Source organism: Catenulispora sp. GP43 (assembly GCF_041260665.1).
Taxonomy (GTDB): Bacteria; Actinomycetota; Actinomycetes; order Streptomycetales; family Catenulisporaceae; genus Catenulispora.
Map to the genome: position 1 here is coordinate 659,508 of NZ_JBGCCT010000002.1, position 18,677 is coordinate 678,184.

At 72.0% G+C, this 18,677-nt stretch carries 13 protein-coding genes; 9 read left to right on the forward strand and 4 right to left on the reverse strand.

The window, feature by feature from the left end; genetic code table 11:
- Nucleotides 1-13 precede the first annotated feature (13 nt).
- Entirely contained in the window at nt 14-1,156 is a 1,143-nt protein-coding gene (locus ABH926_RS06710; protein ID WP_370364463.1) for an acetate/propionate family kinase, read from the reverse strand.
- Nucleotides 1,153-3,285 carry a phosphate acetyltransferase gene (gene pta, locus ABH926_RS06715; protein ID WP_370364576.1) on the reverse strand — a complete coding sequence of 711 codons (2,133 nt, stop codon included), beginning with the start codon at nt 3,283-3,285 and terminating at the stop codon, nt 1,153-1,155. Before pta ends, ABH926_RS06710 begins: the two co-directional genes overlap by 4 nt.
- Nucleotides 3,286-3,372: 87 nt before the next feature.
- Between pta and ABH926_RS06720 the strand changes: the two genes are divergently transcribed.
- From ABH926_RS06720 to ABH926_RS06730, 3 genes are all read left to right on the forward strand, one after another.
- Entirely contained in the window at nt 3,373-5,775 is a 2,403-nt protein-coding gene (locus tag ABH926_RS06720; protein ID WP_370364464.1) for a phosphoketolase, read from the forward strand.
- Between the two features lie 169 nt (nt 5,776-5,944).
- Nucleotides 5,945-6,112 (forward strand): hypothetical protein, encoded by a 168-nt coding sequence (locus tag ABH926_RS06725; protein WP_370364465.1) that lies wholly within the window; start codon nt 5,945-5,947, stop codon nt 6,110-6,112.
- 48 nt (nt 6,113-6,160) lie between these two features.
- Nucleotides 6,161-8,365 (forward strand): germacradienol/geosmin synthase, encoded by a 2,205-nt coding sequence (locus ABH926_RS06730; protein ID WP_370364466.1) that lies wholly within the window; start codon nt 6,161-6,163, stop codon nt 8,363-8,365.
- A gap of 76 nt (nt 8,366-8,441) precedes the next feature.
- On the opposite strand, the gene ABH926_RS06735 is transcribed toward ABH926_RS06730, so the two are convergent.
- The gene (locus ABH926_RS06735) at nt 8,442-9,599 is read right to left on the reverse strand and encodes a GDSL-type esterase/lipase family protein (RefSeq protein ID WP_370364467.1); all 1,158 of its coding nucleotides are present in this window, start codon (nt 9,597-9,599) and stop codon (nt 8,442-8,444) included.
- 119 nt (nt 9,600-9,718) lie between these two features.
- On the opposite strand from ABH926_RS06735, the gene ABH926_RS06740 reads away from it, so the two are divergent.
- Nucleotides 9,719-10,477 carry a hypothetical protein gene (locus ABH926_RS06740; RefSeq protein WP_370364468.1) on the forward strand — a complete coding sequence of 253 codons (759 nt, stop codon included), beginning with the start codon at nt 9,719-9,721 and terminating at the stop codon, nt 10,475-10,477.
- A gap of 16 nt (nt 10,478-10,493) precedes the next feature.
- Here the strand turns inward: ABH926_RS06740 and ABH926_RS06745 are convergent, their stop codons facing one another.
- Nucleotides 10,494-11,384 carry a GNAT family N-acetyltransferase gene (locus ABH926_RS06745; protein ID WP_370364469.1) on the reverse strand — a complete coding sequence of 297 codons (891 nt, stop codon included), beginning with the start codon at nt 11,382-11,384 and terminating at the stop codon, nt 10,494-10,496.
- Nucleotides 11,385-11,468: 84 nt separating this feature from the next.
- Between ABH926_RS06745 and ABH926_RS06750 the strand changes: the two genes are divergently transcribed.
- The 5 genes from ABH926_RS06750 (at nt 11,469) to ABH926_RS06770 (ending at nt 18,667) form a co-directional block, all read left to right on the forward strand.
- Nucleotides 11,469-11,963 (forward strand): nitroreductase family deazaflavin-dependent oxidoreductase, encoded by a 495-nt coding sequence (locus ABH926_RS06750; protein ID WP_370364470.1) that lies wholly within the window; start codon nt 11,469-11,471, stop codon nt 11,961-11,963.
- Nucleotides 11,963-13,081, forward strand: a complete 1,119-nt coding sequence (locus ABH926_RS06755; RefSeq protein WP_370364471.1) for a winged helix DNA-binding domain-containing protein — start codon at nt 11,963-11,965, stop codon at nt 13,079-13,081. Before ABH926_RS06750 ends, ABH926_RS06755 begins: the two co-directional genes overlap by 1 nt.
- A gap of 32 nt (nt 13,082-13,113) precedes the next feature.
- Nucleotides 13,114-13,803: a hypothetical protein gene (locus ABH926_RS06760; protein ID WP_370364472.1), complete on the forward strand. Its 690-nt coding sequence runs from the start codon at nt 13,114-13,116 to the stop codon at nt 13,801-13,803.
- Nucleotides 13,804-13,904: 101 nt separating this feature from the next.
- Nucleotides 13,905-17,270: a putative bifunctional diguanylate cyclase/phosphodiesterase gene (locus tag ABH926_RS06765; protein ID WP_370364473.1), complete on the forward strand. Its 3,366-nt coding sequence runs from the start codon at nt 13,905-13,907 to the stop codon at nt 17,268-17,270.
- A complete protein-coding gene (locus ABH926_RS06770; protein ID WP_370364474.1) occupies nt 17,267-18,667 on the forward strand; it encodes a GGDEF domain-containing protein in 1,401 nt (466 codons plus the stop codon). The genes ABH926_RS06765 and ABH926_RS06770 overlap by 4 nt, the downstream gene beginning before the upstream one ends.
- Nucleotides 18,668-18,677 lie beyond the last annotated feature (10 nt).

The window sequence follows — 18,677 nt, forward strand, 5'->3', positions numbered from 1 at the left end:
TGCGTGGTGTCAGTCAGGCACCCCGGCCGAGCACCTCCAGCGCCTGGTCGGCGATCTCGATCTCCTCGTCGGTCGGCACCACCAGCACCGCCGTCTCCGCCCAGTACGGCGAGATGTACCGCGCTTCCTTCGACTGCTGCGCGTTGCGCTTCGGGCTCACCGCGATCCCCAGCTTCTCCAGCCCGGCGACCGCCCCGGCCCGCACCGTCGCCGAGTTCTCGCCGACCCCGGCGGTGAACACCACGGCGTCGACGCGCCCCAGCACCGCCAGGTAGGCGCCGATGTACTTGCGGATCCGGTAGCAGTACGCGTCCAACGCCAGCAGCGCGGCCTCGTCGCCCTTGGCCGCGGCGGCGTCGATGTCGCGCAGGTCGTTGCTGCCGGCCAGGGCCAGCATGCCGCTGTCCTTGTTCAGCGTCACGTCGATCTCCTCGGCGCCGCGGCCGGTCCGGCGCGCGATGTACGCCGGGACCGCGGGGTCCAGGTCGCCGGATCGGGTGCCCATGATCAGGCCCTCCAGCGGGGTCAGGCCCATCGAGGTGTCAACGCTCTTACCCTCGCGCACCGCGCAGACGCTGGCGCCGTTGCCGAGGTGCAGCACGATCATGTTCACCTCCTCCGGGCGCCGTCCCAGCAGCTCCGCCGCGCGCCGGGAGACGTACTGGTGCGACGTGCCGTGGAAGCCGTAGCGCCGGACTCCGAGGTCCTCGCTCCATTCCTTCGGGACCGCGTAGGTGTGGGCGGGCGCGGGAAGCGTCTGGTGGAACGCCGTGTCGAACACCGCCACCTGCGGCGTGTCCGGGAACGCCGAGCGCGCCGCCTCGATCAGGGTCAGGTTCGCCGGGTTGTGCAGCGGCGCCAGCGGGATCAGTTTCCTGATCGTGTCGCAGACCTCGTCGTCGATCGGCGTGGGGCCGCGGAATCGCTCGCCGCCGTGCACCACCCGGTGCCCGACCGCGGCCAGCTGCGAGCGGTCCAGGGCGTCCTCGAGCTCGTCCAGCACCACCCGCATGCCGGCGGCGTGGTCGGCGACGGCGCCGGCGGACTCGCCGATGCGCTCGACGATGCCGACCGCCAGCCGCTCGCGGTCGTCCATGTCGAGCAGCTGGTACTTGATCGACGACGAGCCGGAGTTCAGGACCAGGACCTGCTTCACCGTCCGCTCACCTCGCCCGCGCCCTCTTCGCCCTGCGCCTGCACCGCCGTGATCACGATGGTGTTCACGATGTCCTGCACCAGCGCCCCGCGCGACAGGTCGTTGACCGGCTTGCGCAGCCCTTGCAGCACCGGCCCGACGGCGATCGCGCCGGCGCTGCGCTGCACCGCCTTGTAGAGGTTGTTGCCGGTGTTCAGGTCCGGGACGATGAACACCGTCGCGCGTCCGGCGACCGCGCTGCCGGGCAGTTTGAGCGCGCCGACCTCCGGATCGGCGGCGGCGTCGTACTGGATCGGGCCGTCCAGCGGCAGGTCCGGGTCGCGCTCGTGGGCCAGCTTAGCGGCCGCGCGGACCTTCTCGACCTCCTGTCCGGACCCTGATTCGCCGCTGGAGTACGACAGCATCGCCACCCACGGCTGCACGCCGAAGGCCGCGGCGGTGCGGGCCGAGGAGACCGCGATGTCGGCGAGCTGACCGGCGTCCGGGTCGGGGATGACCGCGCAGTCGCCGTACACCAGGACCCGGTCGGCGAGCAGCATGAAGAAGACGCTGGAGACCACCGAGACGCCGGGCCCGGTCCGGATGATCTCGAAGGCGGGGCGGATGGTGTGCGCGGTGGTGTGCACGGCCCCGGACACCATGCCGTCGGCGCGGCCGGTGTGGACCATCATCGTGCCGAAGTAGGAGACGTCCTGGACGATGTCGCGGGCCTTGTCCAGGGTCATGCCCTTGTGCTCGCGCAGCCGGGTGTATTCGTGGGCGAATTCCTCGACCAGGACCGGATCGGTCGGGCTGACGATCCGCACCCCGGCCAGGTCCAGGCCCAGGGCGTTGGCCCGCGCCCGCACCTTCTCCTCCTCGCCCAGGACGAGCAGGTCGGCGGCGCCGCGGCGGGCCACGATGTCGGCGGCGCGCAGGATCCGGTCGTCGCCGCCTTCCGGCAGCACGATGCGCCGGCGCTGCGAACGGGCGCGCTCCAGCAGCTGCGCCTGGAACATCAGCGGAGTGACGGCGACCGAGCGCGTCACGTTGAGCTGGTTCAGCAACACGGAGGTGTCGACACTGCGCGCGAAGGCGCCGAGCGCGGTCTCCACCTTGCCCGGATGCCCCACGGTGATCTCGCCGCGCACCGCCGCCAGATGCAGCGCGGTCGGCAGCGTGTCCTCGTGGCTGGCGATGATCGGCAGCGGCGAGGACACGCCTTCCAACAGCCGCGAGACGCTGGCCGGGAGGGTGAACCCGCCGGTGAGGAAGACCCCTGACAAAGACGGGAAGTTCGCGGCCTCGTGCGCGGCCAGCAATCCGGGCACCAGACCCGCGGTGCGGTCCCCGGGCGCGATGATCGCGACGCCCTCGGTGAGCCGGTCCAGCACGTTCGGCAGTGACATGGCCGCGACCACCAGGGAGGCCGCCTCGCGGTCCAGCAGGGCCTCGTCGCCGCTGATGAGCCGGCCGTCGGCGGCCCGGACCAGGTCGCGGATCGTCGGCGCGGTCAGGCCGGGGACCTCGGGGATGGTGTACAGCAGCGGGGTGGCGGCGCCGGTCTCCGACCCCAACGCCGCGGCGATCTCCCGCCGCACCATCTCCTCGGCGCCGGGCTGCACGCGGTTCACGACCACGGCCAGTTCGGTGGCGTGCAGCCGGGTCAGCTCCTGCCGCGAGACCCGGACCACCGCGGCCACGTCCTGCGGCGTCCGCTCCATCCCGCCGACCACCAGCAGCACCGGGAGCGCGAGGTTGGCCGCGACGTTGGCGTTGAAGCCGAACTCGGTGGTGTTCGCGGCATCGGTGAAGTCCGAGCCGACCACGACCACGGCTTCGCAGCGTGCTGCCAGGGCCCGGTACCGGTCGACGATCGTCTCGACCGCGCGCGCCGGGTCCAGGTGCACCGCGTCGTACGTCGTGCCGACGCAGTCCTCGTAGGGTTCCTCGATCCGGTAGCGCGTGCGGATCAGGTCCACGACCGCGTCGACCGCCCCGCCGCCGGGCACCACCGGCCGGAACACCCCGAGCCGGCGCACCCGCCGCGACATGGCCTCGGCCACCCCCAGGGCGACGACCGTCTTCCCGCTGGCGGCGTCGGTCGCGGTGATGTACAGGCCCTGCGCCGCGGTCGCCTCCCGATCCACTCCGTCCACATCCGCGATCATGCCAGGGTGACCCGTCCGGCGCAGCACAAGGGGCGCGGCCTGGGACAGCCGACAGAGGCTGGACGGGTGACACGCCTTTCTCGAGCCGCGCAACGCAAGGGCCCGCTGTCCGCCAAGGACCTCGACGCCATCAATGCCTACTGGCGCGCCGCCAACTATCTGTCGGTGGGCCAGATCTACCTGCTGGACAACCCACTGATGCGCCGGCCGCTGAGCCTGGACGACGTCAAGCCGCGGCTGCTGGGCCACTGGGGCACCACGCCGGGGCTGAACTTCATCTACGCGCACATGAACCGGGTCATCAAGGCCCGCGACCTGGACGCCATCTACGTCGCCGGTCCCGGGCACGGCGGCCCCGGCGTGCTGGCGAACGTCTATCTGGAGGGCACCTACAGCGAGGTCTATCCGGGGATCGGCCGGGACGAGGACGGGATGCGCAAGCTGTTCCGCCAGTTCTCGTTCCCCGGCGGCGTGCCCTCGCACGTCGCGCCGGAGACCCCGGGCTCGATCCACGAGGGCGGCGAGCTGGGCTACTCCCTGGTGCACGCGTACGGCGCCGCGTTCGACAACCCCGACCTGCTGGTCTGCGCGGTGGTCGGCGACGGCGAGGCGGAGACCGGGCCGCTGGCCGGGTCCTGGCACTCGAACAAGTTCGTGAACCCGGTGCGCGACGGCACCGTGCTGCCGATCCTGCATCTGAACGGCTACAAGATCGCCAACCCGACCGTGCTGTCCCGCATCCCGCAGGCCGAGCTGGAGCAGCTGATGCGCGGCTACGGGTACGAGCCGTTCACCGTCGTCGGCGAGGAGGGCGCGGACCCGCTGGAGGCGCACCAGGCGATGGCCGCGACGCTGGACGAGATGCTCGACCGCATCGCGGACATCCGGACACGGGCGGCCAGGGGCAAGGACGGCGGCGCGCGCCCGGCCTGGCCGATGCTGATCCTGCGCACGCCGAAGGGCTGGACCGGCCCGAAGACGGTGGACGGCAAGCGCACGGAGGACTCCTGGCGCTCGCACCAGGTCCCGATGGCGAACGTGCACACCAATCCGGCGCATTTGAAGGTGCTGGAGGAGTGGATGCGCTCCTACCGTCCCGAGGAGTTGTTCGACCCGGCCGGCGCGCTGATGCCGGAGCTGGCCGCACTCGCGCCCTCCGGCGACCGGCGGATGGGCGCCAACCCGCACGCCAACGGCGGCATCCTGCTGCGGGACCTGAAGATGCCGGACTTCCGCGACTACGCGGTCGATCCCCTGGGCCACGGCATCGAGCACGCCGAGTCCACCAAGGTCCTGGGCACTTTCCTGCGCGACATCATGACCGACAGCTCGGGGGCCGACAACTTCCGGGTCTTCGGGCCCGACGAGACGGCGTCCAACCGGCTGCAGGCGCTGTTCGAGGCGACCGGCCGCATGTGGAACGCCGAGACGGTGCCGTGGGACGACGAGCACCTGTCGGTGGACGGCCGGGTCCTGGAGCCACTGAGCGAGCACATGTGCCAGGGCTGGCTGGAGGGCTACCTGCTGACCGGGCGGCACGGGCTCTTCTCGTGCTACGAGGCGTTCATCCACATCGTCGACTCGATGTTCAACCAGCACGCGAAGTGGCTGAAGACGACCCGCCACATCCCCTGGCGCGCGCCGATCGCCTCGCTGAACTACCTGCTGACCTCGCACGTGTGGCGCCAGGACCACAACGGCTTCTCGCACCAGGACCCGGGCTTCATCGACCACGTGGTGAACAAGAAGGCCGACGTGATCCGCGTGTACCTGCCGCCGGACGCGAACACCCTGCTGTCCGTGGCGGACCACTGCCTGCGCTCGCGGGACTACGTGAACGTCATCGTGGCCGGCAAGCAGCCGCAGCTGCAGTACCTGTCGATGGACCAGGCGATCGTGCACTGCACCCGCGGCATCGGCATCTGGGAGTGGGCCTCCACCGACGGCGACGGCGAACCGGACCTGGTGATGGGCTGCGCCGGCGACGTCCCCACGATGGAGACCCTGGCGGCGGTGGACATCCTGCGCCAGCACTTCCCGGACCTGAAGATCCGGGTGGTGAACGTCGTGGACCTGATGCGCCTGCAAGGCAGCGACGAGCACCCGCACGGCCTGTCCGACAAGGAGTTCGACGCCCTGTTCACCACGGCGAAGCCGGTGATCTTCACCTACCACGGCTACCCCTGGCTGATCCACAGGCTGACCTACCGCCGCACCAACCACGTGAACTTCCACGTCCGCGGCTACAAGGAGGAGGGCACCACCACCACACCCTTCGACATGGCGATGCTGAACGACATCGACCGCTTCCACCTCGCCATCGACGCCATCGACCGGGTCCCGGACCTCGCCGAGCGCGCCGGGCACGTCCGGCAGCAGCTGCTGGACGCGCGGCTGAAGGCGCGGCAGTACACGCGGGAGTTCGGGGAGGACGACCCGGCGATTTCGGGGTGGGTGTGGCCCTATTAGGGGCACGGTTTGGAGTGGCGGCCCGGGGTTTTGCGGCTCGGGCCGCTTCGCGTTGTAGGTTCGGTGGCGTGGCGAACCTCGTCTATCCCTACGTCGGGCCCGCCGACATCAGGGCGATGGTCGCCCAGTCTCCGGCCGGAACCGCGCCTCGGCCCTGGACCGCCTCGGCGTGACGCGCCCCGCCGCCTTCACCACCGAAATCCTGTTCCGCCGCTGTACCGGCTGCGGCGAGATCAACATCGTCCGCGACGGCGACCCCTTCTGCGTCTTCTGCGACGCCGACCTGCCGCCCTCCTGGAACATCAGCACGCAGATTTCACCCGATCCCCTGGTTTGACCGCGCCACCCCTTTTCGGCCGATCGCACCCCGCCTAGCTTCGAAAGCATGCCGAAGCCGTTCCAGCTGCCCGATTTCTACATGCCGTACCCCGCGCGCCTGAATCCGCATCTGGAGTACGCGCGCGTCCATTCCAAGGCGTGGGCGCGCCAGTTCAGCATGATCGAGGGGTCGGGGGTCTGGGATGAGGACGACTTCGACCGCCACGACTACGCGCTGCTGTGCGCGTATACGCACCCTGACTGTGACGCCGAGGAGTTGGCGCTGGTCACCGACTGGTATGCGTGGGTCTTCTTCTTCGACGACCACTTCCTGGAGGTCTACAAGAAGCCGCGCGACATGGTCGGGGCGCGGGCGTATCTGGACCGTCTGCCCGCGTTCATGCCGGTCGGCGACCTGGCGGCGATGCCGGAGCCGACCAATGCGGTGGAGGCGGGGCTGGCCGATCTGTGGCTGCGGACGGTGCCGGCCAAGAGCCAGGCCTGGCGGCGGCGGTTCGCCGAGAGCAACCGGCATCTGCTCGAGGAGTCGCTGTGGGAGCTGGCGAACATCACCGAGGACCGGGTGTCCGATCCGGTGGACTACATCGAGATGCGGCGCAAGGTCGGCGGGGCGCCGTGGTCGGCGCATCTCGTGGAGCACGCCAACGGGGTCGAGGTGCCCGACCGGGTCGCCGCGAGCCGGCCGCTGCGGGTGCTGAAGGACACCTTCGCCGACGCCGTCCACCTGCGCAACGACCTGTTCTCCTACCAGCGGGAGGTCGAGCAGGAGGGCGAGAACTCCAACTGCGTCCTGGTCCTGGAGCGCTTCCTCGGCTGCGATCCGCAGACCGCCGCGGACCACACCAACCAGCTGCTCACCAGCCGCCTGCACCAGTTCGAGCAGACCGCGCTGACCGAGCTCGCGCCGCTGTTCGCCGAGCACGGCGTCGGGCCGGCCGAGGCGTTGCAGGTCGGGTTGTATGTCAAGGGCCTGCAGGACTGGCAGGCCGGCGGCCATGAGTGGCACCTGCGCTCCTCGCGCTACATGAACGACGCCTCCGACGCGGCCGCCGACGGCGCCACTTCCACCCCGGCCTCGCTGCCCGGCCCGCTGGGCCTGGGCACCTCCGCCGCGCGCATCCTGGCCTCCGTCGCGAAGACCATGCCGGCCCGCCTGAAGCGGCTGAGCCACCCCGCCTACGAGCAAGTCGGCCCGACCCCGATCCCCGCCTTCGACGCCCAGGCCGAGCTGCGCCTGAGCCCACACCTGGCGGTCGCCCGCCGCCACGCGGTGGACTGGTCGCGCCAGATCGGCTACTTCGACGGCGTCTGGGACGAGAAACACCTCGTCGGCGCCGACTTCGCTCTGTGCGCCGCGGGCATCCATCCCGACGCCTCGCTGGAGGAGCTCGACCTCGCGACCGCCTGGCTGGTGTGGGGCACGTACGCCGACGACTACTACCCGGCGGTCTTCGGAGCGACCAACGATCGGGCCGGCGCCCGCCTCTGCAACGAGCGTCTGAGCACCCTGATGTCCGACACCCCTCCCACGCCGGCGTCGGCTCTCGAACGCGGCCTCGCCGACCTGTGGCGCCGCTCGACCACCGGCGCGTCGCCGGCGGCCCGCGAGGCGTTGCGCCGTGGTACTCAGGCGATGATCGACAGCTGGCTGTGGGAGCTGGACAACAACGCGGTGCGCCGGATCCCGGACCCGATCGACTACGTCGAGATGCGCCGCGACACCTTCGGCTCGGACCTGACGATGGCGCTGTCCCGCATCAGCCACGGATCGGTCCCGCCCGAGGTGCTGCGCAGCCGTCCGGTGACGGCGCTGGAGCACGCCGCCGCCGACTGGAGCTGCCTGCTGAACGACCTGTACTCCTACCAGAAGGAGATCCAGTTCGAGGGCGACGTCCACAACGGCGTCCTGGTCCTACAGGACTTCTTCGACTGCGACCGCGACCGGGCCGTGCAGATCCTCAGCGCCCTGATGACGGCCCGGCTCGACACCTTCCGGCACGCCGCCGACGTCGAGATTCCGGCCCTGGCCGACACGATGCGCCTGTCGTCCGCGACCCGCACGGCTTTGGAGCTTCACGTTCAGGAACTGCGCGACTGGATGGCCGCGATCTTGAACTGGCACGAGAAGACCGGACGCTATCCGGAGGCCGAGCAGCACCGGCGGCGGGTGGCCCGCCTCGGGCGCCCCGCCCGGGGCTCGCTCGGCGGCGACGCCGCGAGTATGCCGCGTCGGCCTTACGCAGCCAGCTGATCTGCTCCGCTGTGGTGGCACGCACGACCCGGGGCCGGCGCGAACCAGGCGGCCGCGCCCGGGGTCCCGCGGGCACCTACCCGCCGAACACCCCGCCGGCCCCGAACACCACCTCCGCGAACCGCTCCCCGATCAGCCGATACCCGGCCGGCGTCGGGTGCAGCCCCTCGCCGAGGTACTCGTCGGCCTCGTCCGGCCCCAGCAGCCGCCGGCCGTCCAGGTAGTGGATGTTCGGGTCCTGCTTCGCCCGCTCCGTCACGATCCGCGCCAGCTCGCGCCGCACCACCTCGAGCGTCAGCGCCCCGGCGGCCACCGTCGCCGGGGCGCCGGTCGCGATGAACACGTCGTCGCGCCAGACCGTCGGGCCCGGCGTCCGCTCCAGGGCCGGGCAGGCGATCGGCGAGATGATGAGCAGTGGCGTGTCCGGGTGTCCCTCGCGGACCGTGTCGAGGAAGCCGTGGATCGTCGGGCCGAGGGTGCGCAGGACGTAGGCGGCCTTGGCGGTGAAGTTGATGCCCAGCTTCAGGCTGATCAGGTCGGCCTCGGCGTCGCGGATCGAGCGCGCGACGAACGGGTCCAGGTAACAGTTCCCTGCCAGGCCGAGGTTCACCGGGTCCACGTCGGCCGCCCGGGCCGCGATCACCGGCCACACGCCCAGCGGGGAGTCGGCCTCGTTGCACTGGCTGATCGAGCTGCCATGGTGCAGCCACACCCGGCGGCCGGTCGGGGCCGGCGGTTCGGCCTCGGCGTCCGCGCGCAGCGCCACGAGCTCGGTCTTCACCCACTGCGGCAGCCAGATCTCGATCTCCTTCAGGCCGGTCGGCAGCGCTGCGAAGCGCACCGTCGAGGGCCGGCCGGCGACGAAGCCGGCCTCGGCGAAGGTCTGGTCCAGCAACAGCGCGTTGCCCACCGGGGCGCGCACGGGTTCGCCGACGGCGGCGCCGTCGCACGTGATCTCGAAGGTCCCGGCGTCGTCCGGGTGGGGCTCGTTCTCCGCCATCATCGACACCGTGGTCAGCACGTCCAGCTCGACCACCGTGGCCGCGCTCCGGAACGCCACGCGTACCCCGGATCCGGCCGTGGCCTGCCGCTGCATCGACACGTCCGACTGCGCGATGGTCCACTCCGGCAGCCGTCGCGGCAACACACCGACCTCGGTCGGGACGACCTCCAGCGCTCCGCGGATCTCGGCCGGCCCGTCGATGAGCGGCACCTGCCGCAGCGCGTCTGTCATGGCGGCGAGGGTAACAGGGAAGATCGCCGACGGGCGCGGGAATTAGGGGGCCAGCCCTACCCCCACACGGGTGGCAGCTCACTGACCTGCGCGCCCCCGGCTCGGCCATCGTGGAGCCCATGCGAAAGACGTCAGCTCTCCTCGCGGCCGCGGGTATCGCCGCCGCCACCGTCGCCATGCCGGTCGCCGCGAACGCCGCGAGCACCACGAACGCCACGACCAACGGGCCCGCCACGGCCGCCGCAGCCACCCCGACCGGATCCGTCGCCATACCGACCTTCGACTACAGCGACTGCCCGCAGCTGCCCGCCGGCGTCGACCCCGCCAAGTGGCGCTGCGAAGTCCTGGTCGCCGAGGGCACGGCCACCATCGGCGGCGCCGCGCTCCCCTTCGACTTCACCGCCGTCACCCACGCCGAGGGCCCGATGCCCGACGGCACCCCCGGCCAGGTCTTCGGCGGCTTCCACGCCGCGCGCCTGCCGGTCCCGGGACGCCAGTCCGGCGGCGGCCACGGCCCGAAGCTGTGGATGCGGCCGCACCTGACCGCCGCCCCGGACTTCTACAGCCAGACCGGCGCGATGAGCCTCACCTTCCAGCTCACCGGCCCGCGCCTGGGCCGGGGCTGCTCGATCGGCACCGACGCGGCGCCGGTCCAGGTCGCCGCCGCGCGGGTCCCGGGCACCACGAACTGGCTGTCGCAGAACCCGCCGATCATCACCTTCCAGGTCCTGGACCAGACCTTCACCGTGCCGGAGGTGAGCGGCTGCGGCCGGGCGGCCGGGGAGCTGAACCGCCGCTTCGGCCTGCCTTCGCCCTCGGGCGCCAACCGGCTCAGCGGGACCGCGTTCTACTCCTTCAAGACCTACGACCAGCTCTAGAAACCCTTACCGGGCCTCAGCCGAGCTCCAGCGTCGTCATCCCGAACACCCTGCCGTGGTCCACCTCGCGCACCGGCCCGGTGTACATCCGGGCCACCTCGAAGGACGGCTCCAGGCCCAGCGCGCCGACCATCGCCAGCGCCTCGCGGTTGGTCTCCGGCACGTCGATCACGATCCGCGCCGCCCCGCTGCGGCCCGCCCCGCCGCGCCCGGTGAACCCCGGGTCGCCGGCGGCCCCGGCGACCAGCGCGTCGAGGATCACCTCGGCGAAGACGCGGGAGTCGGCGAACAGCGGGCCGACGCGGTGGCCGTCGTGGGCCGCGCGCAGCACGCCGTAGCCGACGAGCCGGCCGTCCACGATCAGGGCCCTGCCGATGTGCCCGGGCGCGGCGAACCACTCGCGCAGGAACACCGGGCGCGGTGCCGGGAAGCACAGCGCGTCGTAGTCGGCGACCTCGCCGAAGCCGGCCTGGGCCAGCGGCACCGCGGCCGCCGGGCCCGAGCCGTCGGAGGTCAGGCCGCCGACGAAGCGCACGGTGCGATGCGCGTCCGTGAAGCCCGACTTCCGGTATTTGTCCTGCTGCGCGAGAACCCCGTCGAGCCCGACGGTGCGCGCGCCGGCCCGCGGCAGCGCCGCCTTCCACGTGGCCAGGCCGTGGCCGCGGCCGCGGAACTCCGGCTTGACCAGGTACAGCCCGAGGAAGGAGAAGGCGTCGCCGTAGTTCACCACGGACACCGCCGACACCGGCTCCCCCCCGATCCGCCCGACGAAGAAGCCCTCGGGGTCCTGCGCGAGGAAGCAGGGTCCGTCGTGGTCTCCGGGGTTCCATCCCTCGTCGGCGCACCAGCCCTGGATGAGGGGCCAGTCGGCCAGGGACGCGCGCGTGATCTGCAGGCTGTCCGTCATGGCAACATCTTTGCGTGCCGGGACCGCCGTACCGGGTGCGACACGCGGGCCCCGGCCGGGCACCTCGGATGCCATGATGAGGCCATGACCAACCCGTGGAACGCCCTCGTCACGCGTCTGGGCCGCCAGAAGTGGTTCGCGGCCGCCTTCAAGGGAGTGGCCCCGCACGTGGACCGCTTCCTGGGCCGGGCCACCGGCGGCCGGGTGTTCATGCTCACCGGCACCGGGCTTCCGACGCTGCTGCTGACCACCACCGGCCGCAAGTCCGGCCAGCAGCGCACGGTGCCGCTGCTCTACGCGCGCCACGAGGGCGCGCTGCTGGTGGTCGGCTCGAACTGGGGCCAGGAGCAGAACCCGGCGTGGGCGCTGAACCTGCTGGCGAACCCGGAGGCGTCGGTCGCGGTCCGCGGGGCGTCCGGGCCGGTGCGTGCCCGCGTCCTGGAGGGCGAGGAGCGCGAACTGGTCTGGAACACGATCCTGACGAAGAACTGGCCGGGCTACGAGAACTACGCCGAGCGCTCCGGCCGGCACATCAACATCTTCGCGCTGGAACCGGTGAAGAAGACCACGGCCGCCTGATGAGCGTCCGCACGCTGAGCGAGCGCGAACTCAACCGCGCCACGCTCGACCGGCAGCTGCTGTTGCGACGCTCGGACATGGACGCGGCGCAAGCCGTGGAACACCTGGTCGGTCTCCAGACGCAGATCCCGCCGAACCACTATGTGGGACTGTGGTCGCGCCTGACGGACTTCGACGCGCAGGACTTCTCACAGCGTTTCGAGGACCGCGAGTTCGTCCGCATCAGCCTCCAGCGTTCGACGATCCACACGGTGACCGCGCGGGACTGTCTGCCGCTGCGTCACCTGCTCCAGCCGGTCCAGGACCGGAGCCTTAAGGGCGCCTTCGGGAAGCGTCTGCAGGGCATCGACCTGGCAGAGCTTTCACAGCGCGCACGGAAGTTCGTCGAGCAGGAGCCGCGCACGTTCAACGACCTCGGCACCCTGCTGGCGGAGTCCTATCCCGGGCACGACGTCCAGGCGCTCGGCGTCGCGGCGCGCAACAACCTCGCGCTGGTTCAGGTGACCCCGCGCGGGTTGTGGCAGCAGGGCGGACTGGCGAAGCACACTACGGCGGAGCACTGGTTGGGAAACGCTAAAGCGGTTCCCGCTATGCAAGCCGAGGACATGGTCCTGCGCTATCTCACAGCGTTCGGACCTGCCTCGGTCATGGACGCCCAGAGCTGGAGCGGACTCACCGGTTTGCGCGAAGTGTTCGAGAAGCTCCGGGCGAACCTCGTGGTCTTCCGGAGTGAATCCGGGACCGAACTGTTCGACCTGCCGGACGCGCCGCGTCCCGGGGAAGACGTGCCGGCTCCCGCACGGTTCCTCCCGGACTACGACAACGTATTCATCGGGCACAAGGACCGCGCCCGCATCAACGACCCGCGGGTACCCAAGGAGAGGGTTTTCTCGGGCAACACGCCGATCTCCACCTTCACCATGGACGGATGGATCCGCGGAGTGTGGAAGCTGGAGACGGACAAGAAGCGCACTAAGGGGACCATGAATCTGACTCCCTTGGTGCCGGCCACCAAGGCCCAGCGCGCGGATCTGGAATCCGAAGGAGCCAGGTTGCTGGAATTCCTGGCGCCCGGGGCCGATCATGATGTGCGATGGCATGAGGACGAGAACGGTTGAACCTTATGAGAACGCGTACAGCGCTGTGCGCTATGGCGGCCTCGACTGTGCTGCTGCTCGCCGTGGCCGGCTGCGGCGGCTCGTCGTCGGGCCCGAGCGCGGTGCCGGCGGCGGTGACATCCGGCACCGAGGCGGGCGGCGCTCCCGGTACGCCGTCCGCTCCGGCGTCGACGCCCTCGCAGCCGGCGGCGCCGTCGGCCCCCTCCAGCACCCCCAGCGTCGATCCGGGGACGCTGCCGCAGACCAAGGCCATGCCCACGGACACCGACCCGCAGTTCACGGCCGGGGTCAACGCCCTGTGGCAGGGCATCGTGGACGACGACCCGGCCGAGGCCATGCCGTTCTTCTTCCCGAAGAGCGCCTATCTCCAGGTGAAGGCCCTGTCCAACGCCGGGTCGGACTATGAGAACCGGCTCATCGGGTTCTACAAGCTCGACATCCACGCCGCGCACCGGCTGCTCGGCTCCGACGCCAAGGACGCGAAGCTGGTCGGGGTGAGCGTGCCGGCCAAGGCCGCGGAGTGGATCCTGCCGGGCGAGGAGACGAACAAACTGTCGTACTACCGCGTCTACGGATCGCGGCTGACCTATACCGCCGGCGGCAAGACGAAGTCCTTCGGGCTGTTCTCGCTGATCTCCTGGCGCGGGGAATGGTACGTCGTGCACTTCGGCCCGAACCCGCGGCCCAAGCCGATCGGGGTCGTCTACCAGCCTCGCGGCTGACCGGGTGCGTATACGGCCGGTGACCACCCCTTGACGCTCATCTGACACCCGCGCCTCGCCCTCAACAGGCGCCGCGACGGCGCCTGTGACAGCTTTGAGGCATGCGATCACCGTCGCTGCTGTCGGGCTGGCCAGGGCGCGAACGGCGCCTGTTCGGCATCCTGGCCGTCGCGCTCGTGGTGATCCTGGCTGTGTTCTTCCCGTCCCACGGCACCGTGCGCAGCACGGCGTGGTTCGCCATCGCCGCGTGGACCACCGCCGCGATGGCGGTGGGGATCCGGGCCAACCGGCCGCCGTACGCGCACGCCTGGTACCTGCTGGCCGCCTCCGCCGGGCTGCTGACGGCCTCCAACCACACCGACTTCGCCTACGCGCGCCACACCGTGCCGAACTTCGCCGACTGGCTCGGGCTGCTCGGCTACCCACTGGCGCTGCTGGGTCTGCGGCTGGTGATGAAGCACCGGCTGGTCGGCCGGGACTCGGCCGGGACGCTGGACGCGCTGATCGTGGTGTTCGCCGGTGCCTACGCGGCCTGGGTCTACCTGATCGTGCCGGGCTACCAGGACACCGGAGTGCCCTGGGACTACCGGCTGATCGCCATCCTGGACCCGCTCGGCGACCTGCTGCTGCTGGGCATGCTGCTGCGGCTGCTCATCTCGCCGGGGCCGCGCAGCGCCGCGCTGTGGCTGCTCAGTGTCGGCGCGCTGTTCCAGACCGGCGCCGACCTCGTGGAGTCCTCGCTGCGGCTGAACTCCGCCGACTGGTTCGACTCGCACGCCGGCAACGCGCTGCTGGAACTCGCCTGGCTGTTGTTCGCGGGCCTGTGGGCGGCCGCGGCGATGGTGCCCTCGGCGCACGACCTGACCAGACCGGTGCGGTCGGCCCGCGACGCGCTGCCGACCGCCTGGTCCCGGCCGCCCCGGATCGCCCCGCTGGTGCTGGCCGCGCTGGTGACGCCGGCCATCAACGCCGTGGAGCTGGCCGAGGGCGACCTGCCGACCGGCTGGGCCGGGCCGGTGATCGGCCTGGGGGTGTACCTGATGATCCTGGCGCGGGTCGCGGTGATGGTGCGCCAGCACCGGCAGGCGCTGGCGCGGGAGTCGATCCTGCTGGCCGCCAGCGAGGGCCTGGGCGTGGCCGGCGGGCGCGGGCAGGTGGCCGCGGCGCTGGCCGAGGGGGCGGCGGGGCTGTTCGCCGGCCGCAAGGCGGCGCACACGGTGCTGGTGGCCGTGAACGGGACCGAAGGGGTGCGGGTGGCCGAGGCCGGGAGCCTGAACGGCGGCGCAGGGGTCGGACACGCCCATCCCCCGGCCGCGCTGGCGGACAGCGAGTCCGCGCGGTGGCGCACGACGCTGAGCACGGTCTGCGCGGCCGCCGCCGTGCTCGCCGCGGCCGAGGACGAGCCGTACACCAGCACGGCGGCCGGCGGGACGAAGCGGCGCGAGCACTTCCATCCGGTCAACGTCATGCACACCGCCGACCTGCCGCCGCCGATGGCCAAGCGGCTGGGCGCGCAGGACCACACCGGGGTGGTGCCGCTGGACGGCACCTCCGGCGTGCTGGTCGTCGCGGCGGCCGAGGAGGACCTGGCGGTGCTCGGCGGGGCGCTGGAGATCCTGGGCCGGCAGGCGTCCGCGGCGCTGGAGCGGATCGCGCTGACCCAGGAGATCACCCGCCGGGACAGCGAGGCGTACTTCCGGGCGCTGGTGCAGAACACCTCGGACACGATCCTGATCGTCGACACCGAGCTGGTGGTCCGCTACGCCTCGCCGTCCTCGGGGCGGCTGTTCGGCGACCGGCCGCTGCGGGACCGGCCGCTGACCGAGGTGATCGGCAAGGTCTACGCCGCCGAGGTCGCGGTGCGGGTCGGGGACCCGACGCCGCAGCCGCCGGTGAGCCGGGACTGGGAGATCGTGTCCGGCGGCGGCGATCCGCACGAGGTCGAGGCGACCATCGCCGACCTGCGCGCCGAGCCGACGGTCGGCGGCTTCGTGCTGTCGCTGCACGACGTGACCACCGCGCGCGGGCTGGCGCGCACGCTGCAGCGGCACGCCTACCGCGACCCGCTCACGGACCTGCCGAACCGGCTGGCGTTCCTGCGCGGGCTGGAGGACGCGGTCGAGCTGGCCTCGCCGACGGTGTCGGTGAGCGTGATCCTGATGGACCTGGACCGGTTCCGGGAGATCAACGACTTCCACGGCCGCGAGGCCGGGGACGAGGTGCTGCGCGACGTCGCCGAGCGGATCAAGTCCCGGCTCGGGCCCGGCGACGTGCTGGCCCGCACCGGGGGCGACGAGTTCGCGGTGCTGGCCGTGCGTCGCGCCGACGAGACCCCGGTGCTGCCCACCGGGATGCCCGGCGAGGACAAGCCGTTCTACGTCGGGCCGATCGCCGTCACCACCTCCGGCGCCCTGGCCACCTGCACGACCGAGGCCACCGGGGCCTCGCTGCTGGCCGACGCCGAGATGACCCTGCACGCCGCCCGCGGCGCCGGCCCCAACACCTGGCGCGAGTACGACCCCCGGCTGCGGGCCGACCTGGCGCTCACCGCGGCCCGCCGCTCCGGCCTGGACCGCGCCCTGGCCGAGGGCTCCTTCGAGCTCTACTACCAGCCGATCGTCTGGCTCGACGACGGCGACATCGGCGGCTTCGAGGCCCTGGTGCGCTGGCCGCAGCCGGACGGCACGATCATGCCGCCGGACGAGTTCATCCCGCTGGCCGAGGCCACCGGCCAGATCCTGCCGCTGGGCCGCTGGATCCTGCGCACCGCCACCGAGCAGGCGGCGCGCTGGAACATCACCCGCCTGGCCCAGGGCGTGGCCCCGGTGAAGATCTCGGTGAACGTCTCGGCGCACCAGCTGCGCGACCCCGGCTTCCCCGACGAGGTCGGCAGGGCCCTCACCGACGCCGGGCTGGACCCGGCGTTCCTGATGGTGGAGGCCACCGAGAGCTCGCTGATCGACCGGGCCGGCACCGCCCTGGCCAACCTCAGGACCTTGACCCGCCGCGGCGTGGGCGTGTCCCTGGACGACTTCGGCACGGGCTACTCCTCGCTGTCCTACCTGCGGGACCTGCCGGTCAGCGCGCTGAAGATCGACAAGGCCTTCGTGGACGGCGTCCCCGACGAACCGAGGCAGACGGCCCTGGTGCAGGGCATCATCGGCATCGCGAAGTCGCTGGCGCTGATGGTGGTCGCCGAGGGCGTGGAGACCGCGCAGCAGCGCCGGGCCCTGGCCCGCATGGGCGCCGATCTCGGACAGGGGTACCTGTACGCGCGCCCGATGCCGGTCCGCGACGCCACGCGGCTGATGCGCGACGGGCGGGTGAAGCTGCCGCTCAGGGCGGATGCGGAGGACGCGGGGGATGCCGGGGATGCCGGGGATGCGGGAGACGCCGGGGACGCGGAGGACGCGAACGGCGGCGAGGGCGAGCGCGACGGCGAGGAGCAGAACGGGGCGGGCTGGTGAGCGGCGGGCGGCAGAGCGGGGCGCGATCGGGCGGCGACCGGGCGGCGGAGCAGCAGGCTGAAGCTTCGCGGTCGAGCGCCACCGGCAACGCGCCCGGGCCCTGGCCCCGCGACCCCGCAGCCCCGCGCTCATCGCCGGCCGCCGCCGGCCTCTCAGCCGAGCAGCAGCCCGAAGCCCCACCGAAGCCAGCTGCCCCCGCCCCCGACCCCTCCCCCGAAGCCGCGCCGCGCCTCATCGCCCCCGCACAGCCGCCGCAGCTGGCCGCGTCGACCCGCTTCCCCAAGGACCCCTCCTCCCCCGCGATCCGGCACCGCCGCTTCCGTCGGCCGCATCCCCGGCACCTGTCCGTGACCGCCGTCTGGGAGCACTCCGAGGTGGAGCACCGGCGGTTCGCCACACGCTTCGCCGGGCAGCTGCTGCTCATCGGGGCCGGGCTCGGCGCGTTCCTGACGCTCGTGCTCGGGGTGCAGAGCGGCATCTTCTCCGTCGGGTGGTTCACGTTCCTCGGCGCGTGCGCCATCGCGGCCACGTGGGGGCTGGTCTTCGTGATGCTGCCGATGCCCGCACCGGATCCGGTGTTGCGTGCGACGCCGGCGGTCGCGGCGTTGCTGATCACTGTCACGCTCTCGGTGAACCACAGCAACGCCGTCGACGGCATGCTGCTGCTCGTGTGGCCGCTGCTGTTCGCCGCGTATCTGCTGCCGCGGCGGACCGCGTACTGGACGCTGGCCATCGTCGCCGGGTGCCTCGTCGTCATCCTGGCCGAGGGGTCGGGGCCGGGACGGTTCGAGGCGTGGGTGGAGACCACCACCTCGATGGCGCTCACGCTGGTGGTGATCCTGCGGGTGCGGGACCAGGCCGACCGGCTCAAGGCGGCGCTGGCCGAGCAGGCCAGCACCGATCCGCTCACCGGGCTGAGCAACCGGCGGGCGTTCGACGCGGCGCTGGAGCGCGAGGTGGCCCGGCAGCGGCGGACCCGGGCGCCGTTGTCGCTGCTGGCGGTGGACGTCGACCACTTCAAGAAGATCAACGACACCTGGGGGCACGCCGCCGGCGACGACACCCTGGCCGCGCTCGGCGACCTGCTGCCGCGCCTGGTGCGGGCCAGCGACACCGTCAGCCGCGTCGGCGGCGAGGAGTTCGGCGTCCTGCTCCCCGACTGCCCGGCGCCGCAGGCCAGGGCCCGCGCCGACGCCCTGCGCGCCGAGGTCTGGGCCGCCTCGCGCGGCTGGACGCATCCGGTGACCGTCAGCGTGGGCGTGGCGACCGTCCCGGACTCCGCCGCGGCGCTGGACGACCTGGTCATCGCCGCCGACATGGCGCTGTACGCGGCCAAGGAGTCCGGACGCGACCGGGTACGCGTGGCGCCGAACCGGCGGCGGGAGGATATGCCCTGAGCCGGCCGGG